The following is a 21,291-nucleotide window of genomic DNA, read 5'->3' on the forward strand; positions in this document are numbered from 1 at the left end:
GCCTGTGTGACCATTTCCGTGCGCAAAGCGGCGTCCGCAGCCGTGCTCAGTGCCGCCCTCGGCGCCGCCCTCGCGGGATGCGGGGGCGGCGCCGGTCCGTCGGACGCCGGCCGCGAGGCCCGTCTGGGGACCCCGGCGGCGTCCGCCCCCGCGTCCGCCCCCGCCCCCGCGCCCGGCGCGCCGTCGGCGGCCGGAGCCGGGCCGCAGGCCGGCGCCCCCGCCAAGCCCCCGACCCTGGCCCCCGGCCCGAACGGCCTGACCCCGGTCTTCGAGCGGGCGAAGCAGCACACCGACAAGACCGTGGCGCTGACCTTCGACGCCGACATGACCGCCGACCAGGGAGCGCGCGCCGCCGGCGGGGAGCGCTTCGACAACCCCCAGCTGATCACCACCCTGCGCACGCTCAAGGTGCCGTCGACGATCTTCATGACGGGCCGTTGGGCCGAGGAGTACCCGGACCAGGCGAAGGCGATCGGCACCGACCCGGTCTTCGAGGTCGCGAACCACTCGTACAGCCACCACGCCTTCACCTCCCCCTGCTACGGGCTGCCCGCCCTCGACGCCGCCGCCGCCCGCGCCGACGTGGACCGGGCCTTCGCCGCCTTCCGCACGGCGGGCGCGGTGAACACCGTCCCCTACTTCCGCTTCCCCGGCGGCTGCTACGACGACCAGGCGCTGCGGGCCCTGTCCACGGCGAAGGTCACGGCCGTCCAGTGGGACGTGGTCAGCGGGGACGCCTTCGCCAAGGACCCCGACGCGGTGGCCGAGCAGGTGCTGGCGGGGGTCAAGCCGGGCTCGGTGGTGGTCATGCACTGCACGCGCAGCGCGGCGCCGGTCACCGAGGAGGCCATCCGCAAGATCGTTCCGGAACTGCGCCAACGCGGCTACCGGTTCGTGAAGGTCTCCGAGCTCATCGGCACCTAGCGCGCGGAAGGGGGCGGCCGGGGCCCTTCAGCCCGAGCAGGCCGTGCGCTGCGCGTCCTGCCACTCGCACACCGGGCACAGCACCACGCCCGGGGTCTTGACCCCGTACTCGGTGGGCTTGCCGCACTCCAGGCAGTCGGCGTACGGAGGCCCGGCCACCCGCCCGGCCGGAGCGGCGGGAGCGGGGCAGTACGACGGGTTCGCGTCCGGCTGGTCCATGGGAACAAGCCTATCCGGGACACTGGTAGGAAACTTTCCTTCCTGTTAGTCTCCCGGGCGGCGGCTTGGCGCGGTGCCCCCGTTCCGCAGGCGGGCATGACGCGCTCAGCGAGAGCTCTGACCCGGCCGCCGTGCACCGCTCCCCGCCCGCACGCGGGCCGGGGCGCGCTGCTCCGCGCCAGAGTCCAGCTCTCGCCGCCCCCAAGGCCAGGGAGTCCAGGTATGCACCTGAACGCTTCCGCTCCGTCCCCCTCAGTCCGCAGCAGACTCCGCACCCTCCTCCTCGCCGGCGTCGCCGCCCTCGTCCTCGTCGGCGGGCTCCTCGCCTGGCCCGAACGGGCCGGGGCCGCCGCCGCCCCCCTCATATCGCTCGGCAAGCCCGCCACCGCCTCCTCCGTCGAAACCTCCTCCCTCGGCGCGAAGAACGCCTTCGACGGCGACCCGGCCACCCGCTGGGCCAGCGCCGAGGGCAAGGACCCGCAGTGGATCCGGGTCGACCTCGGCGCCTCGGCCACCGTCTCCCGGGTGCGGCTGCGCTGGGAGGCGGCGTACGCGAAGGCGTACCGCGTCGAGGTGTCCGCCGACGGCGCCGCCTGGACCCCGCTCGCCACCGAGACCGCCGGCAACGGCGGCACCGACGACTGGACCGGGCTGTCCGGCAAGGGCCGATACCTGCGCGTCCACGGCACCGCCCGCGGCACCTCGTACGGCTACTCGCTGTTCGAGGCCGAGGTCTACGGATCCCTCGACGGCGGGCCGCCGCCCGGCGGCGCCTTCACGGTGGTCGCGGCCGGTGACATCGCCGCGCAGTGCACGGCCTCCGACAGCGGCTGCGCACACCCCGAGACGGCCGCGCTCGCCCAGCGGATCGACCCGAAGTTCTACCTGACGATGGGCGACAACCAGTACGACGACGCCCGGCTCTCCGACTTCCGCAACTACTACGACAAGAGCTGGGGCGCCTTCAAGGCCAAGACCCGCCCGGTACCGGGCAACCACGAGACCTACGACCCGGCCGGCTCCCTCGCCGGGTACAAGGCCTACTTCGGGAGCATCGCCTTCCCGCAGGGCAAGAGCTGGTACAGCTACGACGAGGGCAACTGGCACTTCATCGCCCTCGACTCCAACTCCTTCGACCAGTCAGCCCAGATCGACTGGCTCAAGGCCGATCTCGCCGCCAACACGAGGAAGTGCGTCGCGGCCTACTGGCACCACCCGCTGTTCTCCTCCGGCGGGCACGGCAACGACCCGGTCTCCAAGCCCGTCTGGAAGATCCTGTACGCCGCGAAGGCCGACCTCGTCCTCGGCGGCCACGACCACCACTACGAGCGGTTCGCCCCGCAGGACCCCGACGGCCGGGCCACCGCCGACGGGATCGTGGAGATCGTCGGCGGGATGGGCGGCGCCGACCCCTACCCGATCGAAGAGGTCCAGCCCAACAGCCAGAAGCGGATCAGCGGCCCGTACGGCGTGGTGAAGCTGGAGTTCGCCGACTCCGGCTACGGCTGGACGTACGTCGCCACGGACGGCCAGGTCAAGGACACGAGCCCGAAGTACAGCTGCCACTGATGTACCTGGCCGCCAACGGCCGCCCGGACGCGCCGCCCCGCACCCCAGGGGCCCGGCGGCGCGTCCCCGCCGCCGTCCTCGCGCTCGGCGCGGTCAGCCTGGTCACCGACATCTCCTCGGAGATGGTCACGGCGGTGCTGCCGCTCTACCTCGTCCTCGGACTCGGCCTCTCCCCCCTCCAGTTCGGCTTCCTCGACGGGATGTTCAACGGCGCGACCGCACTCGTACGGCTGCTCGGCGGGCGCCTCGCCGACCGCGGCGGCCGCCACAAGCGCGTCGCCGGAGCCGGCTACCTGCTCTCCGCGCTGTCCCGGCTCGGCCTCCTGCTCGCCGGAGGCGCCACCGCCGGGATCGCCGCGGCGCTCGCCGCCGACCGCCTCGGCAAGGGCATCCGCACCGCCCCGCGCGACGCGCTGATCTCGCTCAGCGGGCCGCCCGAGGCCCTCGGCAGGTCCTTCGGCGTACACCGCGCCATGGACACCACGGGCGCCCTGCTGGGCCCGCTCGCCGCGTTCGCCGTGCTGTGGGCCACCGCCGACGCCTACGACGCGGTGTTCGCCGTCAGCTTCTGCGTCGGCCTGCTCGGCGTGCTGCTGCTCGCCGTATACGTCCCGGCCGCGCCCGCCGCCCCGCCCCCGTCCGCGGCCGCGCCCGCGCGCCCGCCCACCACCAGCGCCCTGCGCGACCCCGCCTTCCGCCGCGTCCTGTGCGCCGCGGCCCTCCTCGGCGCCACCACCATCGGCGACGCCTTCCTCTACCTGCTGCTCCTGCGCGCCCTCGACCTGCCGCCCGCCCTGTTCACGCTGCTGCCGCTGGGCGCCGCCGCCGTCTACCTCCTGCTCGCCGTCCCGGCGGGCCGAATCGCCGACCGGTACGGGCGGCGGCCGGCCTTCCTCCTCGGACACGGCGCCCTGCTCTGCGCGTACGCCGTGCTGCTGGCGCCGGTCTCCTGGCCCAGCGCCATCGCCGTACTCGCCCTGCTGGGCGTCTTCTACGCCGGCACCGACGGGGTCCTGATGGCCCTGGCCGCGCCGGCGCTGCCCGCGCACGGCCGGGCCGGCGGGCTCGCGCTGCTGCAGACCGGCCAGGCACTGGCCCGGCTGCTCGGCGCCGCCGGGTTCGGAGCGGCGTGGACCTTCTGGGGGCAGCGGCCCGCCCTGTGGGCGGCCGCCCTCGCGCTGGCCGCGGCGCTCGCGGCCGCCCGGCGCGTCCTGCCCTCCCCCGCCGCCTCCCCCCGCACCCCCACCCCGGAGCCGTCATGAACCTCCGTCACGGGCGGCTGCGCCCCGCCCTCGTCGTCGCGGCCGTACTCCTGCTCGCCGCGGGCTCCCTCGGCTACGTCCTGCACGCGCGGCACCGCGAACGGCCGGCCCCGCAGGCCGGGGCCAGTGCCTCGTTCGGCCTCGCGGAGCCCGGGCTCTACTTCCGGGACGCGGCCACCGGACGGGTCGCGCGCCGGCCCGCGTCCGAGGGGCCCAGCGTGCGGGGCGGCCCGTCCTGCGACCGCTTCCACGCCGCCGGGGAACACGCCCTGTGCCTGCGCAAGCTGCCCGGCGTCCCGGCCCGCACCGACGCCCACGTCCTCGACCGGCAGCTGCGCGAGATCCGCCGGGTGACCGTGCCGGGCATCCCCAACCGGGCCCGCGTCTCCGCCTCGGGGCAGCTCCTGTCCTGGACGACCTTCACGACCGGGGACTCGTACAACACCTCCGCCTTCTCGACGCGGACCTCGATCCTGGACCTGCGCACCGGCTACCTGGTCAAGTCGATGGAGCAGATCCCGCTGACCCTCGACGGGGCCCGGCACCACGACTCCGACGTCAACTACTGGGGCGTCAGCTTCGCGGGCGACGACAACCGCTTCTACGCCACCGTCTCCACCCGGGGCCGCACCCACCTCGTCGAGGGCGACCTGCGGAACTGGTCGGCGAAAGCGCTGCGCGAGAACGCCGAATGCCCCTCGCTGTCACCCGACGGCACCCGCGTGGCCTTCAAGAAGAAGGTCTCCGACGACGCCCGGGCGCCCTGGCGGCTGTACGTCCTGGACCTGGCGACGATGCGGGAGCACCCGCTGGCCGAGCCGCACAGCGTCGACGACCAGCCCGCCTGGCTGGACGGGGCGAACGTCGGCTACGGCCTCGACGGCGACATCCGCTCGGTCCCGGCGGACGGGACGGGGGCGTCCCGCGTCCTCGTGCGCGGCGGCTCGTCCCCCGCGTACGTCAGTGCGGAGCCGCCTCGGTGACCTCGCTCGGGCGGACGACGGCGCCTGGCCCTCCCCGCTCGGCATCGGCCGGCCCGGCCCGGCCCCCCGCGGCATCCTCCTGGCGGGGGAGGCTGGCATCCTTGGCGGGATGAGCAGCCAGCAGACGAACGACACCACAGAGGTACCCGCGGTCGGCGCGGACAGCCCGTTCCGGCAGGAGCACGCCCTGCGCGACGAAGCCCCGCAGTACGTCCTGCCGCTGGTGGTGCGGATCGAGAAGACCGAGCCGCCCGCCCGGACGGACGCGCTGGAGACGGCGGCCCGCGCGGTGCTGGTCCTGCTGACCGACGAGCGCTCGCGGGGCGAGGGCGAGTGGGCCGGGGCGGTGCGGGACTGGCAGGACGCGCGGATCCGCAAGGTGGTCCGTCGGGCGCGCGGGGCGGAGTGGCGCAAGGCCGGCACCCTGCCGGGTGTCACGGTGCACGGTGACACCGCGGAGGTACGGGTGTTCCCGCCGGTGCCGCTGGACGGCTGGCCCAGGGAACTGGCCAAGCTCCAGGTGTCGGGCACCGACCTGGCGGACCCGGAACCCGTCGCCCCGGACACCGCGCCGGGCCTGCCCGTGCTCTGGTTCAACCCCGGCCTCGACATGTCGGCCGGCAAGGCGATGGCCCAGGCGGGGCACGCGGCGCAGCTGGCCTGGTGGGAGCTGACGGACGCGGAGCGGGCCGAGTGGCAGGACCGCGGCTTCCGGCTGGCCGTGCGGACGGCGCCGCGCGAGCGGTGGGCGCAGCTGAGCTCCGGCGGGCTGCCGGTGGTCCGCGACGCCGGTTTCACGGAGATCGCGCCCGGCAGCGCGACGGTGATCGCCGACCACCCGGCGCTGCGCGCGCGGCTCTGAGGGATCCGAGGGGCGGAACCTCAAATGTTGCTCTGAACGTCCCCTCTTCGTGGTTGGCCGGACCGCGCCGGGGCCATCACTTCGGCACACGGTGCGAGGAACGGCACTGAAAGGGGGGCGAGGGACATGAAGCCCATGGCACACCTGGGGGTGGGCATCGGCTGGCGGCCCGAGATCGCGGACGCGGTCGAGCGGCTGCCCGGCCTGGACTGGGCCGAGGTGGTGGCCGAGAACATCTGCCCGGGCCATCTGCCCGAGGCGCTGCTGAGGCTGCGCGAGCGGGGGGTGCGCCTGGTCCCGCACGGGGTCTCGCTGGGCCTCGGCGGCGCCGACCGCCCCGACCCGGCGAAGCTGGCCGCGCTCGGGGAGCGGGCGGTGGCGCTGGGGGCGCCGCTGGTCACCGAGCACATCGCCTTCGTCCGCAGCACCTCGCCGGTGCTCGAGGCCGGGCACCTGCTGCCGGTGCCGCGTACCCGCGACGCGCTGGACGTGCTGTGCGAGAACGTGCGCATCGCGCAGGACGCGCTGCCCGTGCCGCTGGCACTGGAGAACATCGCCGCGCTGTTCTCCTGGCCGGGCGAGGAGATGACGGAGGGGCAGTTCCTGACGGAGCTGGTCGAGCGGACCGGCGTACGGCTGCTCATCGACGTGGCCAACCTGCACACCAACCGGGTCAACCGGGGAGAGGACCCGCTCACCGTGCTGGACGCGATCCCGCTGGAGGCGCTGGCGTACGTGCACGTGGCGGGCGGCGTCGAGCGGGGCGGGGTCTGGCACGACACCCACGCGCACCCGGTGCCGCCGGTGGTGCTCGAGCTGCTGGCCGCGCTCCGCTCCCGGGTGGACCCGCCGGGCGTCCTGCTGGAGCGGGACGACGACTTCCCGCCGGAGCCGGAGCTGGCGGCCGAGCTGGCGGCCGTCCGCGCGGTGATGACGGCCGGGCCCGCCCTGCCGTCGGACCCCGGCCCCGCGGCCGGGGCGCACGACCGGCACGCGCCGCCCGACGAGGCCGCGCGCACCCGGGTGGGGCTCGGGCAGGCCGCCCTGCTGTCGGCGCTGGTGGCCGGGACTCCGGTTCCCGAGGGCTTCGACCGGCAGCGGATCCGGGTGCAGTCCCGGGCGCTGGCCGCCAAGCGGGCGGACGTGGTGGCCCGGCTGGCTCCCGAACTGCCCGGCATCCTCGGCGGCGGGGGACCGTACCGCACGGCCTTCCTCGCCTACGCCAAGGGCCGCCCGATGACCGCCGGATACCGCCGGGACGCGCTGGACTTCGCCGAGCACCTGCTGATCCAGGACCTGCCGGCCGACCCGGCCGCCCGGCGCCGGCTCACCGCGTGGTGGCGGGACCGGGCCGCGGCAAGACCGCCCGGCCGGGTCGTGCGCTGGGCCCGCGCCCTCGTGGGGAGGGCGGCATGAACCTGCTCGCACTGGCGATCTGGCTCGCCGTCGCCGCGTCCAGCGGCCTGCTGGCCCTCGGTCTGTACCGGGCCCGGCCCCGGGCCGCCGGTCCGGCGCCGGTCCTCCACGACCTGTCCGAGGCCGCCTTCATGGCGGGCGGGCCCGGCGCGGTCGTGGACACCGCCCTCGTGTCGATGCTGGGGGACGGCCGGCTGATGGTCGGGGGCCCCGGCATCGTCCACGTACGCCCCGGGGCGCGGGCGAACGACGCCGCCGAGCGGGCCGTCCTCCAGGCGCACGCCGGGGCGCCCTCGGGCTGGCTCTACCAGGTGCGCTACGCGGCGATGGTCGACCCGGCCGTGCAGGAGACCGGGGACGGGCTGGCGGCCCGCGGGCTGCTCTCGCCGCCCGGCTGGGGGCGGACCTGGCGGCGCTGGGGCCTGGTCCAGGCCACGGTGTGCGGACTGCTGGTGCCCGTGTCGCTGCCGCTGACCTTCGTCGCGTTCGTCCTGGACCCGGACGGGCAGGTGCCGTTCATCGTCAAGGTGCTGCCCGTCCTGCTCGTGGGGGTCCTCGTCGGGGGCCTGTGCGCCGCGGCGGCCGGCCGGCGGGTCACCCCGGCGGGACGCCGGGCGCTGCGCGAGATCCGCTCCCACTACGTGAACGACCGGACGCCGCACGTGCAGACCGCGCTGTTCGGGCTGCGCGGCCTGCGGGACCCGTTCCTGCGCGGGCAGCTGGTGCCCGCCGCCCGCGGCACCCGGCTGGCCGCGGCCCAGTCGAGACCGTCCCGGCCCGCACACCACGCGCACGCCTCGTCCTCCTCCGGCGCCGAGCTGCTGCCGGTGCTGTGGTGCGCGGGGAGCGACGGCGGTGGAAGCGGGGGCGGATCGGGGTCGGGCTGCGGCTCGGGGTCCTCGTGCGCGGGGTCCGGCGGGGGCTGCGGAAGCGGCAGTTCCAGCTGCTCCGGCGGGAGTTCCGGCGGTTCGAGCTGCAGCAGCTCCTCCGGGTCGAGCTGCAGCAGTTCGTCCGGTTCCAGCTGTTCCAGCAGCTCCAGCAGTTCCTGACGCCCCCTCACCGCGGCGCCACGGTCTGCTCACACGGCGGCTCGTACGGCGACGGCACCCTCGACCGGGCCTATCAACACACTATAGAACTCACTCATGTTCTGGGTTCTGTTCCTCCTGGTGGCCTGGGCCGGGGTGCTGACGTCGTGCACCCTGCTGCTCAGAGCCGCCGCCCATGCCGCGGAGGCGCCCGCCGGCGCCGCCGCGCACCACCACGCCGAGCTGAACCTGTACGAGGCCGCCTACCTGGCCGGCGGCCCGGCCCGGGTGGCCGACCTGACACTGCTGACCATGCACCGCCAGCGGCGGCTGCTGCTGGCCCACACCGGCTGGGCGACGGTCGTCGACCCGGTCGGCCGCGACGCGCACGAGCGGTCCGTCCTCGGGGCGTTCGGCCCCGACGGCCAGTCGCCGGTGCCCGAACTGCGCTCCACGGTGGCGGCGGACGGGGCGGTACGGGCCCTCGCGGAGCGGCTCGGCGAGGCGGGGCTGGCCCTGCCCGCCGACACCCTGCTCCGCGTGGGCAACGGGGTCCGGGCGGTCCGCGCCGCCACCCTGCTGGTCCTCGCGATGGCCGCGGCCGCGCTCGCCGCCCCGGCGGACGGGAGCACCACCACCGTCGTCCTGGGCTGGTTCGCCCTGCCGCTGATACTGGGCGCCGGCTGTCTGGCCATCGCCCGCTTCGAGTCGCACCCGTACTCCCGCTGGGCCTCCCCGGCGGGACAGCGGCTGCTGCGCACCCTGGACCGCGAGCACGGCGCGGGCGAACCGCTGACGGCGGTGGCGGTGCACGGGGTCCGCGCGGTCGACGATCCCGGGCTGCGGGCGGCCCTGGGGTGCGGCAACCGGGGGTGGCTCCCCCGGCAACGGGGCCAATGAGGCCGACACCGCCCGGTGATCCTTTACTTCCGTGCGGGGCCCTGGTCGTCTCATCGGACCATCGGCACGAAGGGGCCGCCATGCGGACGACACCCGCACGCCACGGAGCCGCCGCGGCGGCCCTCACCCTGTGGGCCACCGCGGCCACCACGGTCACCGCCGTCCCGGCGGCAGCGGCCCCCGCCCCGTACGCCGCCCCCGACGCCGCGTCGGCCGGCGCCGTCCTCGCCGCCCGCCGCGCCGCCGCCGCGGGCCTCGGCTTCCGGGCGTGCCCCGCCGTCGAGGAGCTGCCCGACCCGGTGCGCTGCGCGTCCCTGCGCGTGCCGCTCGACTACGCCCGCCCCGACGGCCCGCAGATCACCCTCACCGTCAGCCGGGTCGCGGCCGGCCGCGCCGGCGGCGCCGCCCGGCAGGGCGCGCTCGTCCACAACCCGGGCGGCCCCGGCGCCTCCGGCATGTACTTCCCGCTGCTCGCGGAGCTGCCCGCGTGGCAGCGCATCGCCGCCGCCTACGACCTGGTCGGCTACGCGCCGCGCGGCGTCGGCCGCTCCGCCCCGCTGTCCTGCCGGGACCCGGCCGCGCGCTCGGCCGGCCCCACCCAGGTGCCGGCGCACCCCTCCGCCGCGGAAAAGGAGCGCCGCCGCGCCGCCGCCCGGGCCTACGCCCGGGGCTGCGCCGAGCGGGCCGGAGCCGCCCTGCCGCACTACACGACGCTGGACAACGTCCGCGATCTGCACGTGCTGCGGGCCGCGCTCGGCGAGGAGAAGCTGACCTTCGCCGGCGCCTCGTACGGCACCTACCTGGGCGCGGTCTACGCCACCCTGTACCCGGACCACGTCCGCCGCATGGTCCTCGACTCGGCGGTCAACCCGGATCCGGACCGGATCTGGTACCGCAACAACCTCGACCAGGCAGCGGGGTTCGAGCGCCGCTGGCACGACTTCCGCGCCTGGGCGGCCCGCCACCACGCCGCGTACGGTCTCGGCAGCACCCCGGCGGCCGTGCGGGCAAGCTACGAGCGGGTCCGCGAAGCGGTGGCCCGTACCCCGGCGGGCGGCAACATCGGCACCGGCGAGCTCCACGCGGCGTACCTCGAGACCGCCTACCGGGACGAGGTCTGGCCGGAGCGGGCCGCGGCGCTGGCGGCCTTCCTGCGCGGAGATCCCGGACCGCTGGCCGGCCAGGCGGCCCCGGACCCGGCCACCGCCACGGAGGCGGAGAACGCGACGGCCGTCTACACGGCGGTGCTGTGCAACGACGCCGACTGGCCGCGGGACTGGGAGACCTGGGACCGCGACCACACCGAGCTGGCCCGCACGGCGCCCTTCGAGACCTGGGCCAACGCCTTCCTGAACCTGCCGTGCGCCTCCTGGCCGGTCCGGGCGGCCCGGCAGCGGCCGGTGGAGGTCGGCGGGCCGTCATCGGCCCGGCTGCCCCGCACGCTGATCGTCGCGGCGGAACGGGACGGGGCGACCCCGTACCCGGGCGCGCTGGAGCTCCAGCGGCGGCTGGGCGCCGAGGCGGCGCTGGTGACGGAGCAGGGGTCCGGCTCCCACGGAGTCTTCGGCGGACGCAATGACTGCGTGGACCGTCACGTGGAGCGGTATCTGCTGACGGGTGACACCGCAGGATGGCGTGTCACGTGTGCGCCGCATCCGGAGCCCGCACCGGTGTCGCTGGACGACCGGGCAGCACGTGCCCGCGGGGCAGTGCTGCCGCCAGTCGTCTGAACTTCCGGGCGGGGTCTCCGGCTGCGTCGTTTCGGGGGCAGGGCCTCCCGATCCGCCGAAGGCCGCTCTTGTGTCACGAGCGCTCCTCCGGCCCTTCCCCCCAGGGGAGGTATCAGGCGAGCCCGGCCACCAGATCGGCGACGGACTTGCGGCGTCCGGTGTAGAAGGGGACCTCTTCACGGACGTGCATACGGGCCTCGGAGGCGCGCAGGTGACGCATGAGGTCGACGATGCGGTAGAGCTCGTCGGCCTCGAAGGCCAGCAGCCACTCGTAGTCGCCCAGGGAGAAGGAGGCCACGGTGTTGGCGCGCACGTCGGGGTAGCCGCGGGCCATCTTGCCGTGGTCGGCGAGCATGCGGCGGCGGTCCTCGTCCGGCAGCAGGTACCAGTCGTAACTGCGCACGAAGGGGTACACGCTGACGTAGTCGCGGGCGACCTCGTCGGCCAGGAAGGCCGGGATGTGCGACTTGTTGAACTCGGCCGGGCGGTGCAGGGCCATGTTCGACCAGACCGGCTCCAGGGCGCGGCCCAGCTTGGTGCGGCGGAACAGGTTGTACGCGGTCTGCAGCTCGTCCGCGGTCTCCGCGTGCCACCAGATCATGATGTCCGCGTCGGCGCGCAGGCCGGAGACGTCATAGGTGCCGCGGACCGTGATGTCCTTGGCGGCCAGCTGGTCGAACAGCTCCTGGACCTCGTCGGCGAAGCCGGCGCGGTCCTCCGGGAGGACGTCCTTCAGCTTGAAGACGGACCACAGGGTGTAGCGGATGACCTCGTTGAGGTCCTTCGCCTTCTTCCCCGCGTTGGGAATCTTCTCTGGTGCAGTCATGTGCCTATTGTCCCGTGCGCTGATCAGTGGTCTGCGCCAGGGGTGGCGAACCCGCACCGAAGGCGGCGGTCACCGCGTCCACGGCCTTGCCCGCGCCGGCGATGCACGCCGGAATGCCCACGCCCTCGTAGAGCGCCCCGCACACGGCGAGGCCCGGCAGGGCGGCCACGGCCGCGCGGATCCGGGCCACCCGGCCGAGGTGGCCGACCGGGTACTGGGGCAGCGCGCCGTCCCAGCGGGTGACGGCGGAGGCCACCGGCCGGGCCGCCAGGCCCACGGCCGCGCCGAGGTCGGCCAGCGAGACCTCGACCAGTTCCGCGTCCTCGCGCAACAGGTCCTTCTCGTCGCCGTGGCGGCCGACCGAGGTGCGCAGCAGGAAGAGGTCCGGATCGGTCCCGGCCCAGGCCCACTTGTTGCTCGAGAACGTGGAGGCCTTGATGGTCCGGCCGTCGACGGGCGGTACGAGGAACCCGCTCGCGCCCCCGTCGGCGACGGCCGCGGGCAGGTCGGAGCGGCGGAAGGCCATCGTGATCAGGGCCATGGAGGCGTACTCCACCCCGCGCAGCTCGGCCGCGGCGGCCGGTGCGAGCCCGTCGAGCAGCCGGGCGGCGGGTCCGGCGGGGGTCGCCAGGATCACGCCGTCGGCCTCGACGGCCTCCGAGCCGGCCACGACCCGCCAGCCCCCGGGGGTGCGCAGGAGCTCGCGGGCGGGGGCGTCGGTGACGATGCGCGCCCCGGCCGCGCGGCAGGCCTCGGCCACCGCCACCGGGAGCCGCCCGATCCCGCCGTCGATGCCGGCGAAGACCGGACCGGCCTGCTGGGGCTGCGCCTGGGCCCGGCGCTGCAGCTCCCGTACGCCGTCGCCCAGCAGCGCGTGCGTGCGGGCGGCCTCGAAGAGCTGGGGCACGGCGGCGCGCAGGGAGATGCGGTAGGCGTTGCCCGCGTAGACCCCGCCGAGCAGCGGTTCCACGAGGCGGTCGACGACCTCGCGGCCCAGCCGGTCGGCGACGTACTCGCCGACGGCGACGTCCTCGCCGATCTCGGCGGGCGGCAGCGCGTGTTCGGCCTCGATCCGGGCGAGCCCCTCGGGGGAGAGCACCCCGGAGGCGGCGAGCGGTCCGAGGTCGCCCGGCACGCCCATCACGTGCCCGCGCGGCATGGGGCGCAGCGCGCCCCGGGTCCACAGGTGGGCGGTGGCGGTGGCGGGCGGCTGGAGGGCCGCGCCGAGGCCCACGGCCTTGGCTAGGTCCACGGCTTCGGGGCGGCGGGCCAGCACGGACTCGGCGCCGAGGTCGACGGGAAGGCCGGCGAGCTCGCCGGAAAGCAGTTTGCCGCCGAGCCGCGGGCCGGCCTCCAGCAGGGTGACGCGGACGCCCTCGGCGAGCAGCCCGTGGGCCGCCGCCAGGCCCGCGATGCCGCCGCCGATGACGACGACGTGCCGGGTTCGGGCGGGGCGATCCGTACGCATGTCCGCTTCGTGCATGGACACATCGTCTCAGACCGATCACCGGCCGCGCGCCGAGGCCGGACCGTGACCGCATCGGGATCGGCCCGGGACCGCCGGAGTGAAACCCGCGACCGGACTCTGTACGTCGAAACGGCAACACCAGCCGAAACTCGGGGGTTTGACACGATGCATCGCTCTGCGGCGGCCCTGGCGGCCGCCCTCTCCCTGGCCGGGGCGCTCACGCTCACCGGTTGCGGCGCTTCCGGCGGGAGCCGGGACAGCGCCTCCGACAAGGCGGCGGTCGCGCCCGCCCAGGGCGACAAGGCCCCGGAGGGGGCCCCGGGGGCCGCGGCGGCCCCCGCCCCGGCGGGGCCCGGCGCCTCCCCCGCCGACAAGAACGGGCAGCAGCCGGTCACCGTCCGCCCCAACGTCATCCGTACGGCGACCCTCGGCATCGAGACGGAGGACGTCCAGAAGACCCTGTCCGCGGCCCGGACGGCGGCCGACGGAGCGGGCGGCTACGTGGGCAACGAGTCGACCAAGCGCGGCGGGGACGGCCGGATGACCTCCACGCTCACCCTGCGGGTGCCGGGCGAGCGCTATGACGCGGTGCTCGGGGCGATGGAGGGCAGCGGCAAGCTCCTGCACCGCAAGGTCGACGCGCAGGACGTCACGGAGAAGGTGGCCGACATCGGCAGCCGGGTGGCGTCCCAGCAGGCCAGCGTGGCCCGGGTGCGGGAGATGATGGGCAAGGCCTCGGCGCTGAGCGAGGTGGTGATGCTCGAGAGCGAGCTGAGCCGCCGCCAGTCCGACCTGGAGTCGCTGCTGGCGCAGCAGACGGCGCTGAAGGACCAGACCTCGCTGGGCACGATCACGCTGGAGGTCTCCGAGCCTCCCGCGAAGCCGGTGGCGCAGGAGAAGAAGAAGGAGAAGGAGCCGACGTTCCTGGGGGCCTTGAGCGGCGGCTGGGAGGTCTTCACCAAGGTCGTGCGCTACCTGACGGTCGCGGTCGGCGCACTGCTGCCGTTCGCCCTGGCGGCCGCGCTGGCGGCGCTGGGGTACCGGCTGTACCGGAAGTTCCGCCCGGCCAGGCCGAAGGCGGGCCTGACGCCGAAGCAGGCCGCGGTCCCGGCGGCCCGGCCGGCGCCTTCGACGCCGCCCTCCCCCTCCCCCTCCCCGTCTGACGGTGCCGCGGAGGCCGGCGCACGCGACTGAACGCGCGTTCGCCCGTAGCGTGTTCCCCATCCGGTGGACGGCGCGAAGGGGCGGTGCGGACGATGGCGGCGGCAAGGGAACGCGTGGTGGTGGTCGGCGGTGACGCGGCGGGCATGTCCGCCGCGTCACAGGCCCGGCGGCTCAAGGGCCCGGCGGAGCTGGAGATCGTCGCCTTCGAGCGCGGGCACTTCACCTCGTACTCCGCGTGCGGGATCCCCTACTGGGTCGGCGGCCTGGTCCCCGAGCGGGACGACCTGATCGCCCGGACCCCCGAGGAGCACCGGGCCCGGGACATCGACCTGCGCACCCGCACCGAGGTCGTGGAGCTCGACCTGCCCGGGTCGCGGGTCCGCGCCCGCGATCTGGACAGCGGATCCGAGTTCTGGACGGGCTACGACAAGCTCGTCCTGGCGACGGGCGCGCGTCCGGTCCGCCCCCGGCTCCCCGGCATCGGCGCGCACGGGGTGCACGGCATCCAGACCCTGGACGACGGCCAGCGTCTGATGACGGACCTGGATCCGAAGGAGGGCGCGGCCGCCCCGGAGGGCCGCCGGGCGGTCGTCGTCGGCGCCGGCTACATCGGCGTGGAGATGGCGGAGGCCCTGGTCGGGCGGGGGTACGAGGTCACCGTCCTGCACCGGGGCGAGCAGCCGATGGCCACCCTGGACCCGGACATGGGCGGCCTGGTGCACCGCGCGATGAACGGGATGGGGATCCGTACGGTCTCCCGCGCCGAGGTGACGGAGATCCTCACCGACGAGCGCGGCCGGGCCCGGGCGGTGCGGACGGCCGCGGGCGAGGAGTACCCGGCGGACGTGGTCGTGCTCGGCATCGGCGTGGAGCCGCGCACGGCCCTGGCCCGCGCCGCCGGACTGCCGCTCGGCTCCTCGGGCGGCATCCTCACGGACCTCTCGATGCGGGTCCTGGGCCACGAGGACATCTGGTCGGGCGGCGACTGCGTGGAGGTCCTGGACCTGGTCGCGGGCCGCACCCGGCACATTCCGCTGGGCACGCACGCCAACAAGCACGGCCAGGTCATCGGTTCGGGAGTGGGCGGCGGCTACGCGACCTTCCCGGGGGTGGTGGGCACGGCGGTCAGCAAGGTCTGCGAGCTGGAGATCGCCCGCACGGGCCTGCGCGAGCGCGACGCGCGGGAGGCCGGCCTGCGGTTCGTGACGGCGACCATCACCTCCACCAACACGGCGGGCTACTACCCGGGCGCGGCGGAGATGACGGTGAAGATGCTGGCGGAGCTGCGCACGGGCCGGCTGCTGGGCGTGCAGATCGTGGGCGCGGCGGGCTCCGCGAAGCGGGTGGACATCGCGGCGGTGGCCCTGACCGCCGGTATGACGGTGGAGCAGATGGTCTCGCTGGACCTGGGCTACGCCCCGCCGTTCTCCCCCGTCTGGGACCCGATCCTGGTGGCGGCCCGCAAGGCGGCCTCGGCGGTGCGGGCGGCGGGCTCCTAGGCCCCGGGCGGTCCCTGGCGGACCGGGCGGGCTCCCGGGCCCCCGGACGGTCCCCGGTGGACCTTTCCGGTCGCCGTACTAGGCTGGAAGGCGCCTTCGCCTCGGGGACCGTCCGGATGAGGTGACCCGCTTGCGCGCGTCCAGGCACATCCCCGCCCTCGCCACCGCCACCGCCCTCGCCGCCGTGTGCCTGCTGCCCGGTCCGGTGTCCGCCGCTCCCGCCGCCCCGGGGGACGGCCCCTGCGCGACCTCGCTGCCGGACAGTTTCTGGCGCGCCCCCGTGGACACGCTCCCGCTGCACCCGGCATCGGCCCGGTACGTCTCCTCGATCGGGTCCGCGCAGCCCCTGCACCCGGACTTCGGCTCGGGGCTGATCGAGGGGCAGCCCTTCGGCATACCCATCACCGTCTCGGACACCCAGGTGCCGGAAACGAAGGTCACCCTGGACTACCCGGAGGAGAGCGAGCGGTCCGGGTACCGGATCCCGCAGGACGCCAGGGTCGAGAACGGTCCGGCGAGCGACGGGGACCGGCACGTCGTCGTGTGGGACCGCGGCCTGTGCAAGTCCTACGAGCTCTTCGACGCGAAGCAGCAGGGCCCCGACGCCTGGCACGCCGGCTCGGGCGCGATCTTCGACCTGCGGTCGCACGAGCTGCGCCCCGACGGGTGGACCTCGGCCGACGCCGCCGGCCTGGCCATCCTCCCCGGCCTGGTGCGCTACGAGGAGGCGGCGGCCGGGCGGATCGACCACGCGATCCGCATCACCGTGCCCCGCTCGGACCAGAGCTACCTCTGGCCGGCCCGGCACCAGGCGGGCGCCGCGGCGGACGCCTCGCTGCCTCCCATGGGGCTGCGGCTGCGGCTCAAGGACTCGGTGGACACCACGCGGTTGCCGCCGCAGGCCAGGGCGGTGGCCGAGGCGCTGAAGAAGTACGGCGCCATCGTCGCGGACAACGGCTCGCCCTGGTACATCACCGGCGAGGAGCACTCCGGCTGGGACAACTCCCAGCTCGACGCGCTCAAGGACTTCAAGGGATCGGACTTCGAGGCGGTCGACGCGTCCGGGCTCCGGCTGTCGCCGGACTCGGGAGCCGTCGCCCCGAAGTGACCCCTCGGGGACGCGTCGACCGTACGCGGGTGCCTTCGGCTCAGCGGGCCGTCTTGGTGTGGACGTAGTCCACCAGGCGGGTCAGGGCGTCCGGGTCCGTGGTCGGCAGGACGCCGTGTCCCAGGTTGAAGACGTGGCCCTCCAGGCCGGCGGCCGCCGCGAGGACCTCGTCCGCCTTGGCCTCGACGGCCTCCGGGGTGGAGAAGAGCACGGCCGGGTCCAGGTTGCCCTGGAGCGCCTTGCCCCGGCCGACCCGGCGGGCCGCCTCGTCGAGCGCGACCCGGTAGTCGACGCCCACGACGTCCGCGCCGGCCTCGCCCATCAGGCCGAGGAGCTCGCCCGTGCCCACGCCGAAGTGGATCCGCGGGACCCCGTACGAGGCGACGGACTCCAGGACCTTCGCCGACGCCGGCATCACCGAGCGGCGGTAGTCCGCCGGGGCGAGCGCGCCGACCCAGGAGTCGAAGAGCTGGACCGCGGAGGCGCCGGCCTCGATCTGGACCTTCAGGAAGGCGGAGGTGATCTCCGCGAGGCGGTCCAGCAGGTCGGCCCACAGCTGCGGGTCCCCGTACATCAGGGCCTTGGTGTGCTCGTGGTTCTTCGAGGGGCCGCCCTCGACCAGGTAGCTCGCGAGGGTGAAAGGCGCACCCGCGAAACCGATCAACGGCGTGCCGCCCAGTTCACCCGTGAGCATGCCGATCGCCTCGGTGACGTACGAGACGTCCTCAGGGGTGAGGTCGCGCAGCTGTGCGAGGTCCTCGCGGCGGCGGATCGGCTGGGCGACGACCGGGCCGACGCCCGGCTTGATGTCCAGGTCGACGCCGATGGCCTTCAGCGGGACCACGATGTCGGAGAAGAAGATCGCCGCGTCCACCTTGTGGCGGCGCACCGGCTGGAGCGTGATCTCGGTGACCAGGTCGGGCCGCATGCACGACTCGAGCATCTGGGTCCCCTCGCGCACCTTGCGGTACTCGGGGAGCGAGCGCCCGGCCTGCCGCATGAACCACACCGGGGTGTGCGGCACCGGCTCCCGCCGGCACGCCTTCAGGAAGGCGGAATCGTACGTCTGACTCGGCTGGCCCGTGGGGCGGTCGTTGGCGCTCACGACCCAAATCTTCGCACGTATGAAGAGTTGCCCGGCCCGGTGCGGGTGTCCCTGCGCCGTACGGGCGCCCGTTCCGCCTAGTCTTCCCCGCATGGCTGCGGCTCAGGGACGATTTTCAGATGGCGCTGACGGTATGGACAGCGCGGAGGAGAGCTCCGTCCCGCTCCCGTTCCGGCGGGCGGTCGACGGCTTGAAGAAGGCGCGGCTGCGTCCGGGGATCGAGATCGACCCCACCAAGCCGCCGCAGAGACTCGCACCGTACGCCTACGCCCTGGAGGCGGCGGTCGTGGACGGCGAGGAGGACCTCGCCGACGGCCGGCTCATCCTGCTCCACGATCCGGCCGGGCACGACGCCTGGCACGGGACCTTCCGGCTGGTGACGCTCGTACGGGCGGAGCTCGAGCCGGAGATGGCCGTGGACCCGCTGCTCCCGGAGGTGTGCTGGTCGTGGCTGACCGGGGCGCTGGAGGCGCGCGGGCTGGGGTACGGGGAGGCGAGCGGAACCGTGACGATGGCGAGCTCGCACTACTTCGGCGGGCTCGCGGAGCGGCGTCCGGCGACGCAGATCGAGATCAGAGCCTCGTGGACGCCGCGCGAGGGCGTGGGCGGGGTGCCGGACACCTCGGCGCACCTGGCGGCCTGGTGCGAGCTGCTGTGCCAGATCGCGGGGCTGCCGCCGGTGGGGCCGACCGACAGCGTCACGGGCGTGGTCTCCCTGCCACAGCGGCGCGGTCCGCACCACCCCTAGGCAAGGGGCCGTCCGGCCCACGACGCGAGGGGCCGTCCGGCCGGCGGCCGGGGCGGGCGGCACAGAACGGGTGGTCGAAGTCCGCTACGGAGTGTCGCAACGGGGCGTCCGTTGTGGGCTTCTGATCACCCTATGATCGATCGTGCGTCCGAATTGCCCGAATTGTTACTCACCAAATCGTGATCATTCCCTAAAGCCGGGCGGGTGACGTGCCGAAGGAGTCAGTGACCATCCGCACGGTTCGCACCGGCTTCCTTCCCCGAGCCGGCCGTCCCGCCACTCCCCCAGGAGGCCTAGGTGTCCGTTCTTCTCGAGCAGCCCGCAAGCCTGGTCGCCTACCGCCCGAACAAGCCGACGGCCATGGTCGTCGTGGCCGACCCGCGCGTCCGTTCCACCGTGACCCGCCATCTGTGGGCCCTCGGAGTACGTGACGTGATCGAGGCGTCGTCCATCGCGGAGGCCCGCCCCCGCGTCGGCAGCCCGCGCGACATCTGCGTGGCCGACGTACACCTGCCCGACGGTTCCGGTCTCACCCTGCTCTCGGAGACCCGCGCCGCGGGCTGGCCGAACGGTCTGGCCCTGTCCGCCGCCGACGACATCGGCGCCGTGCGCAACGCCCTCGCGGGCGGAGTGAAGGGCTACGTCGTCACCGGTACGCGGACCAACATCGGGCTCCCCAGCCGGCCCGGCGCCGCCCCCATCGGCGCTGCCGCCGCCCGCATGCACCGCCGCCCCCCGGGTGCCCCGAGCCACCCGGGCGGCTACCGCGAGCTCTCCGGCCGCGAGGTCGAGGTCCTGCGCCTCGTCGCGGAGGGCCAGTCCAACAAGGCCATCGGCGTCTCGATGGGCCTGTCCGCCCTGACCGTCAAGTCCCACCTCGCCCGGATCGCCCGCAAGCTGGGCACCGGCGACCGGGCCGGGATGGTCGCCGTCGCACTGCGGACCGGGATCATCCACTGACCCGACTCCGAGGCTCCCGGGCGAATGCCGGGGAAACCCCGGGAAACGTCCGCATTCCCCTCCCGCGCCCGTCGACGGATCGTTCCGGCGACGGGCGCGCCGCTTCCACGGATACCCTTGACCGGTGACCGACGCCCAAGAGACCGCAGCAGACCTGCGCACCACCACCGGGGGCGGCCCCCCGGACGATGTCGTCAGTTCGTCCGATGGGCCGCCGATTCCGTTGCTGGAACCCCGTGAGGGGATCCCCCCGGTCGTCGCCGACGCCGACGCCCTCGCCCGAGTGGTCGCGGCCTTCGCCGCGGGCACCGGCCCCGTGGCCGTCGACGCCGAGCGCGCCTCCGGATACCGCTACGGCCAGCGCGCCTACCTGGTGCAACTGCGCCGCGAGGGCGCGGGGTCCGCGCTCATCGACCCGGTGGGCTGCCCCGACCTCTCCGCACTCGGCGAGGCCCTGTCCGGGACCGAGTGGATCCTGCACGCCGCCACCCAGGACCTGCCGTGCCTGCGCGAAATAGGCATGGTGCCCACCTCCCTGTTCGACACCGAGCTGGCCGGCCGCCTCGCCGGCTTCCCCCGGGTCGGGCTGGGCGCGATGGTCGAGAGCGTGCTCGGCTACGCGCTGGAGAAGGGCCACTCCGCCGTCGACTGGTCGACCCGCCCGCTCCCCGAGCCGTGGCTGCGCTACGCCGCCCTGGACGTGGAGCTGCTCGTCGACCTGCGGGACGCGCTGGAGGAGGAGCTGGACGGGCAGGGCAAGCTGGAATGGGCCCGCCAGGAGTTCGAGGCCATCGCCGCCGCCCCGCCCGCACCGCCGCGCAAGGACCCGTGGCGCCGTACGTCCGGCATGCACAAGGTGCGCCGCCGCCGTCAGATGGCGGTCGTACGGGAGCTGTGGGAGTCGCGGGACCGGATCGCCCAGCGGCGCGACGTGTCCCCCGGCAAGGTGCTGGGCGACGCCGCGATCGTCGAGGCCGCCCTGGCCCTGCCGGCCAACGTGCAGACCCTGTCCACCCTGCCCGGCTACGGACAGCGCATGGGCCGGCGTCAGCTGGAGCAGTGGATGGCCGCCGTGGACCGGGCGAAGGCCCTGCCCGAGAGCGAGCTGCCGCAGCCCGGGGCGACCCCGGCCGGCCCGCCGCCGCCGCGCTCCTGGGCCGACAAGGACCCGGCGGCCGCGGCCCGGCTGTCGGCGGCCCGCACGGCCGTCTCGGCACTGGCGGAGGAGCTGAACCTGCCCCAGGAGAACCTGATCACCCCGGACACGGTCCGCAGGCTGTGCTGGGAGCCCCCGCAGCGGCTGGAGGCGGATGCCGTGGCCCAGGCCCTGGCCGGCTACGGCGCCCGTCCGTGGCAGGTGGAGCAGGTCACCGCGGCCCTGGCCACGGCCCTGGCCGCGACCGCCTGACCCGCCCCTCCGGCAGACCCCCGAAGACCCCCGGCGCCCGCCGGGGGTCTTCTCGTTCCGCGCCGGGGGCGGGGGCTGCGGGGGCCCGCGGCAGTGTGACCTTCGCCGCTCC

The 21,291-nt window shown here is 75.0% G+C and carries 19 protein-coding genes; 15 read left to right on the forward strand and 4 right to left on the reverse strand.

Annotated features, from left to right (window positions below; translation table 11 throughout):
• Positions 1 to 6 precede the first annotated feature (6 nt).
• Positions 7 to 924 (forward strand): polysaccharide deacetylase family protein, encoded by a 918-nt coding sequence (locus AB0D66_RS00255; protein WP_362294265.1) that lies wholly within the window; start codon positions 7 to 9, stop codon positions 922 to 924.
• A gap of 27 nt (positions 925 to 951) precedes the next feature.
• On the opposite strand, the gene AB0D66_RS00260 is transcribed toward AB0D66_RS00255, so the two are convergent.
• Entirely contained in the window at positions 952 to 1,143 is a 192-nt protein-coding gene (locus AB0D66_RS00260; RefSeq protein WP_362294268.1) for a hypothetical protein, read from the reverse strand.
• A 222-nt stretch (positions 1,144 to 1,365) separates the two neighbouring features.
• On the opposite strand from AB0D66_RS00260, the gene AB0D66_RS00265 reads away from it, so the two are divergent.
• From AB0D66_RS00265 to AB0D66_RS00300, 8 genes are all read left to right on the forward strand, one after another.
• Complete coding sequence (locus AB0D66_RS00265) at positions 1,366 to 2,712, forward strand: discoidin domain-containing protein (RefSeq protein ID WP_362294271.1); 1,347 nt, start codon at positions 1,366 to 1,368, stop codon at positions 2,710 to 2,712.
• Positions 2,712 to 3,974, forward strand: a complete 1,263-nt coding sequence (locus tag AB0D66_RS00270; protein WP_362294274.1) for an MFS transporter — start codon at positions 2,712 to 2,714, stop codon at positions 3,972 to 3,974. Before AB0D66_RS00265 ends, AB0D66_RS00270 begins: the two co-directional genes overlap by 1 nt.
• On the forward strand, positions 3,971 to 4,957 hold the full coding sequence (locus tag AB0D66_RS00275) for a hypothetical protein (protein WP_362294278.1): 987 nt from the start codon (positions 3,971 to 3,973) through the stop codon (positions 4,955 to 4,957). Before AB0D66_RS00270 ends, AB0D66_RS00275 begins: the two co-directional genes overlap by 4 nt.
• A 109-nt stretch (positions 4,958 to 5,066) precedes the next feature.
• A complete protein-coding gene (locus AB0D66_RS00280; protein WP_362294281.1) occupies positions 5,067 to 5,819 on the forward strand; it encodes an aminoacyl-tRNA hydrolase in 753 nt (250 codons plus the stop codon).
• Positions 5,820 to 5,954: 135 nt separating this feature from the next.
• Positions 5,955 to 7,235: a DUF692 domain-containing protein gene (locus AB0D66_RS00285; RefSeq protein WP_362294914.1), complete on the forward strand. Its 1,281-nt coding sequence runs from the start codon at positions 5,955 to 5,957 to the stop codon at positions 7,233 to 7,235.
• Positions 7,232 to 8,284, forward strand: coding sequence for a TIGR04222 domain-containing membrane protein (locus AB0D66_RS00290; protein WP_362294284.1), 1,053 nt, complete (start codon positions 7,232 to 7,234; stop codon positions 8,282 to 8,284). The genes AB0D66_RS00285 and AB0D66_RS00290 overlap by 4 nt, the downstream gene beginning before the upstream one ends.
• 96 nt (positions 8,285 to 8,380) lie before the next feature.
• Positions 8,381 to 9,163, forward strand: coding sequence for a TIGR04222 domain-containing membrane protein (locus AB0D66_RS00295; protein ID WP_362294287.1), 783 nt, complete (start codon positions 8,381 to 8,383; stop codon positions 9,161 to 9,163).
• 80 nt (positions 9,164 to 9,243) lie between these two features.
• Positions 9,244 to 10,893: an alpha/beta hydrolase gene (locus AB0D66_RS00300; RefSeq protein WP_362294290.1), complete on the forward strand. Its 1,650-nt coding sequence runs from the start codon at positions 9,244 to 9,246 to the stop codon at positions 10,891 to 10,893.
• 112 nt (positions 10,894 to 11,005) lie between these two features.
• On the opposite strand, the gene hemQ is transcribed toward AB0D66_RS00300, so the two are convergent.
• Positions 11,006 to 11,719 carry a hydrogen peroxide-dependent heme synthase gene (gene hemQ, locus AB0D66_RS00305; protein WP_030651599.1) on the reverse strand — a complete coding sequence of 238 codons (714 nt, stop codon included), beginning with the start codon at positions 11,717 to 11,719 and terminating at the stop codon, positions 11,006 to 11,008.
• A gap of 4 nt (positions 11,720 to 11,723) precedes the next feature.
• Positions 11,724 to 13,202, reverse strand: coding sequence for a protoporphyrinogen oxidase (gene hemG, locus AB0D66_RS00310; RefSeq protein WP_362294294.1), 1,479 nt, complete (start codon positions 13,200 to 13,202; stop codon positions 11,724 to 11,726).
• Positions 13,203 to 13,352: 150 nt separating this feature from the next.
• Here hemG and AB0D66_RS00315 point away from each other — a divergent pair, with 150 nt between their 5' ends.
• The 3 genes from AB0D66_RS00315 to AB0D66_RS00325 all read left to right on the forward strand — a co-directional run bounded on the left by AB0D66_RS00315 (position 13,353) and on the right by AB0D66_RS00325 (position 16,958).
• Entirely contained in the window at positions 13,353 to 14,381 is a 1,029-nt protein-coding gene (locus tag AB0D66_RS00315) for a DUF4349 domain-containing protein (protein ID WP_362294297.1), read from the forward strand.
• A 62-nt stretch (positions 14,382 to 14,443) separates the two neighbouring features.
• On the forward strand, positions 14,444 to 15,850 hold the full coding sequence (locus AB0D66_RS00320) for an FAD-dependent oxidoreductase (RefSeq protein ID WP_362294299.1): 1,407 nt from the start codon (positions 14,444 to 14,446) through the stop codon (positions 15,848 to 15,850).
• A 130-nt stretch (positions 15,851 to 15,980) separates the two neighbouring features.
• Positions 15,981 to 16,958 (forward strand): hypothetical protein, encoded by a 978-nt coding sequence (locus AB0D66_RS00325; RefSeq protein ID WP_362294302.1) that lies wholly within the window; start codon positions 15,981 to 15,983, stop codon positions 16,956 to 16,958.
• 40 nt (positions 16,959 to 16,998) lie between these two features.
• Here the strand turns inward: AB0D66_RS00325 and hemE are convergent, their stop codons facing one another.
• Entirely contained in the window at positions 16,999 to 18,063 is a 1,065-nt protein-coding gene (gene hemE / locus AB0D66_RS00330) for a uroporphyrinogen decarboxylase (RefSeq protein WP_362294304.1), read from the reverse strand.
• Between the two features lie 91 nt (positions 18,064 to 18,154).
• Between hemE and AB0D66_RS00335 the strand changes: the two genes are divergently transcribed.
• The 3 genes from AB0D66_RS00335 to AB0D66_RS00345 all read left to right on the forward strand — a co-directional run bounded on the left by AB0D66_RS00335 (position 18,155) and on the right by AB0D66_RS00345 (position 21,179).
• Complete coding sequence (locus AB0D66_RS00335) at positions 18,155 to 18,811, forward strand: DUF3000 domain-containing protein (RefSeq protein WP_362294306.1); 657 nt, start codon at positions 18,155 to 18,157, stop codon at positions 18,809 to 18,811.
• Between the two features lie 297 nt (positions 18,812 to 19,108).
• Positions 19,109 to 19,771 carry a response regulator transcription factor gene (locus AB0D66_RS00340; protein WP_069922445.1) on the forward strand — a complete coding sequence of 221 codons (663 nt, stop codon included), beginning with the start codon at positions 19,109 to 19,111 and terminating at the stop codon, positions 19,769 to 19,771.
• A gap of 124 nt (positions 19,772 to 19,895) precedes the next feature.
• The gene (locus AB0D66_RS00345; protein WP_362294309.1) at positions 19,896 to 21,179 is read left to right on the forward strand and encodes a ribonuclease D; all 1,284 of its coding nucleotides are present in this window, start codon (positions 19,896 to 19,898) and stop codon (positions 21,177 to 21,179) included.
• The last annotated feature ends 112 nt before the right edge of the window (positions 21,180 to 21,291 follow it).

This window comes from Streptomyces sp. NPDC048270, from assembly GCF_040652335.1.
GTDB lineage: Bacteria > Actinomycetota > Actinomycetes > Streptomycetales > Streptomycetaceae > Streptomyces.

Coding starts and splice junctions, on each gene's coding strand:
- AB0D66_RS00285 (WP_362294914.1), top strand. CDS start 5,955: ATGGCACACCTGGGGGTGGGCATCGGCTGGCGGCCCGAGATCGCGGAC.
- hemG (WP_362294294.1), bottom strand. CDS start 13,202: ATGCACGAAGCGGACATGCGTACGGATCGCCCCGCCCGAACCCGGCAC.
- AB0D66_RS00275 (WP_362294278.1), top strand. CDS start 3,971: ATGAACCTCCGTCACGGGCGGCTGCGCCCCGCCCTCGTCGTCGCGGCC.
- AB0D66_RS00295 (WP_362294287.1), top strand. CDS start 8,381: ATGTTCTGGGTTCTGTTCCTCCTGGTGGCCTGGGCCGGGGTGCTGACG.
- AB0D66_RS00300 (WP_362294290.1), top strand. CDS start 9,244: ATGCGGACGACACCCGCACGCCACGGAGCCGCCGCGGCGGCCCTCACC.
- AB0D66_RS00280 (WP_362294281.1), top strand. CDS start 5,067: ATGAGCAGCCAGCAGACGAACGACACCACAGAGGTACCCGCGGTCGGC.
- AB0D66_RS00270 (WP_362294274.1), top strand. CDS start 2,712: ATGTACCTGGCCGCCAACGGCCGCCCGGACGCGCCGCCCCGCACCCCA.
- AB0D66_RS00260 (WP_362294268.1), bottom strand. CDS start 1,143: ATGGACCAGCCGGACGCGAACCCGTCGTACTGCCCCGCTCCCGCCGCT.
- AB0D66_RS00315 (WP_362294297.1), top strand. CDS start 13,353: ATGCATCGCTCTGCGGCGGCCCTGGCGGCCGCCCTCTCCCTGGCCGGG.
- hemQ (WP_030651599.1), bottom strand. CDS start 11,719: ATGACTGCACCAGAGAAGATTCCCAACGCGGGGAAGAAGGCGAAGGAC.
- AB0D66_RS00320 (WP_362294299.1), top strand. CDS start 14,444: ATGGCGGCGGCAAGGGAACGCGTGGTGGTGGTCGGCGGTGACGCGGCG.
- AB0D66_RS00335 (WP_362294306.1), top strand. CDS start 18,155: ATGGCTGCGGCTCAGGGACGATTTTCAGATGGCGCTGACGGTATGGAC.
- AB0D66_RS00265 (WP_362294271.1), top strand. CDS start 1,366: ATGCACCTGAACGCTTCCGCTCCGTCCCCCTCAGTCCGCAGCAGACTC.
- AB0D66_RS00290 (WP_362294284.1), top strand. CDS start 7,232: ATGAACCTGCTCGCACTGGCGATCTGGCTCGCCGTCGCCGCGTCCAGC.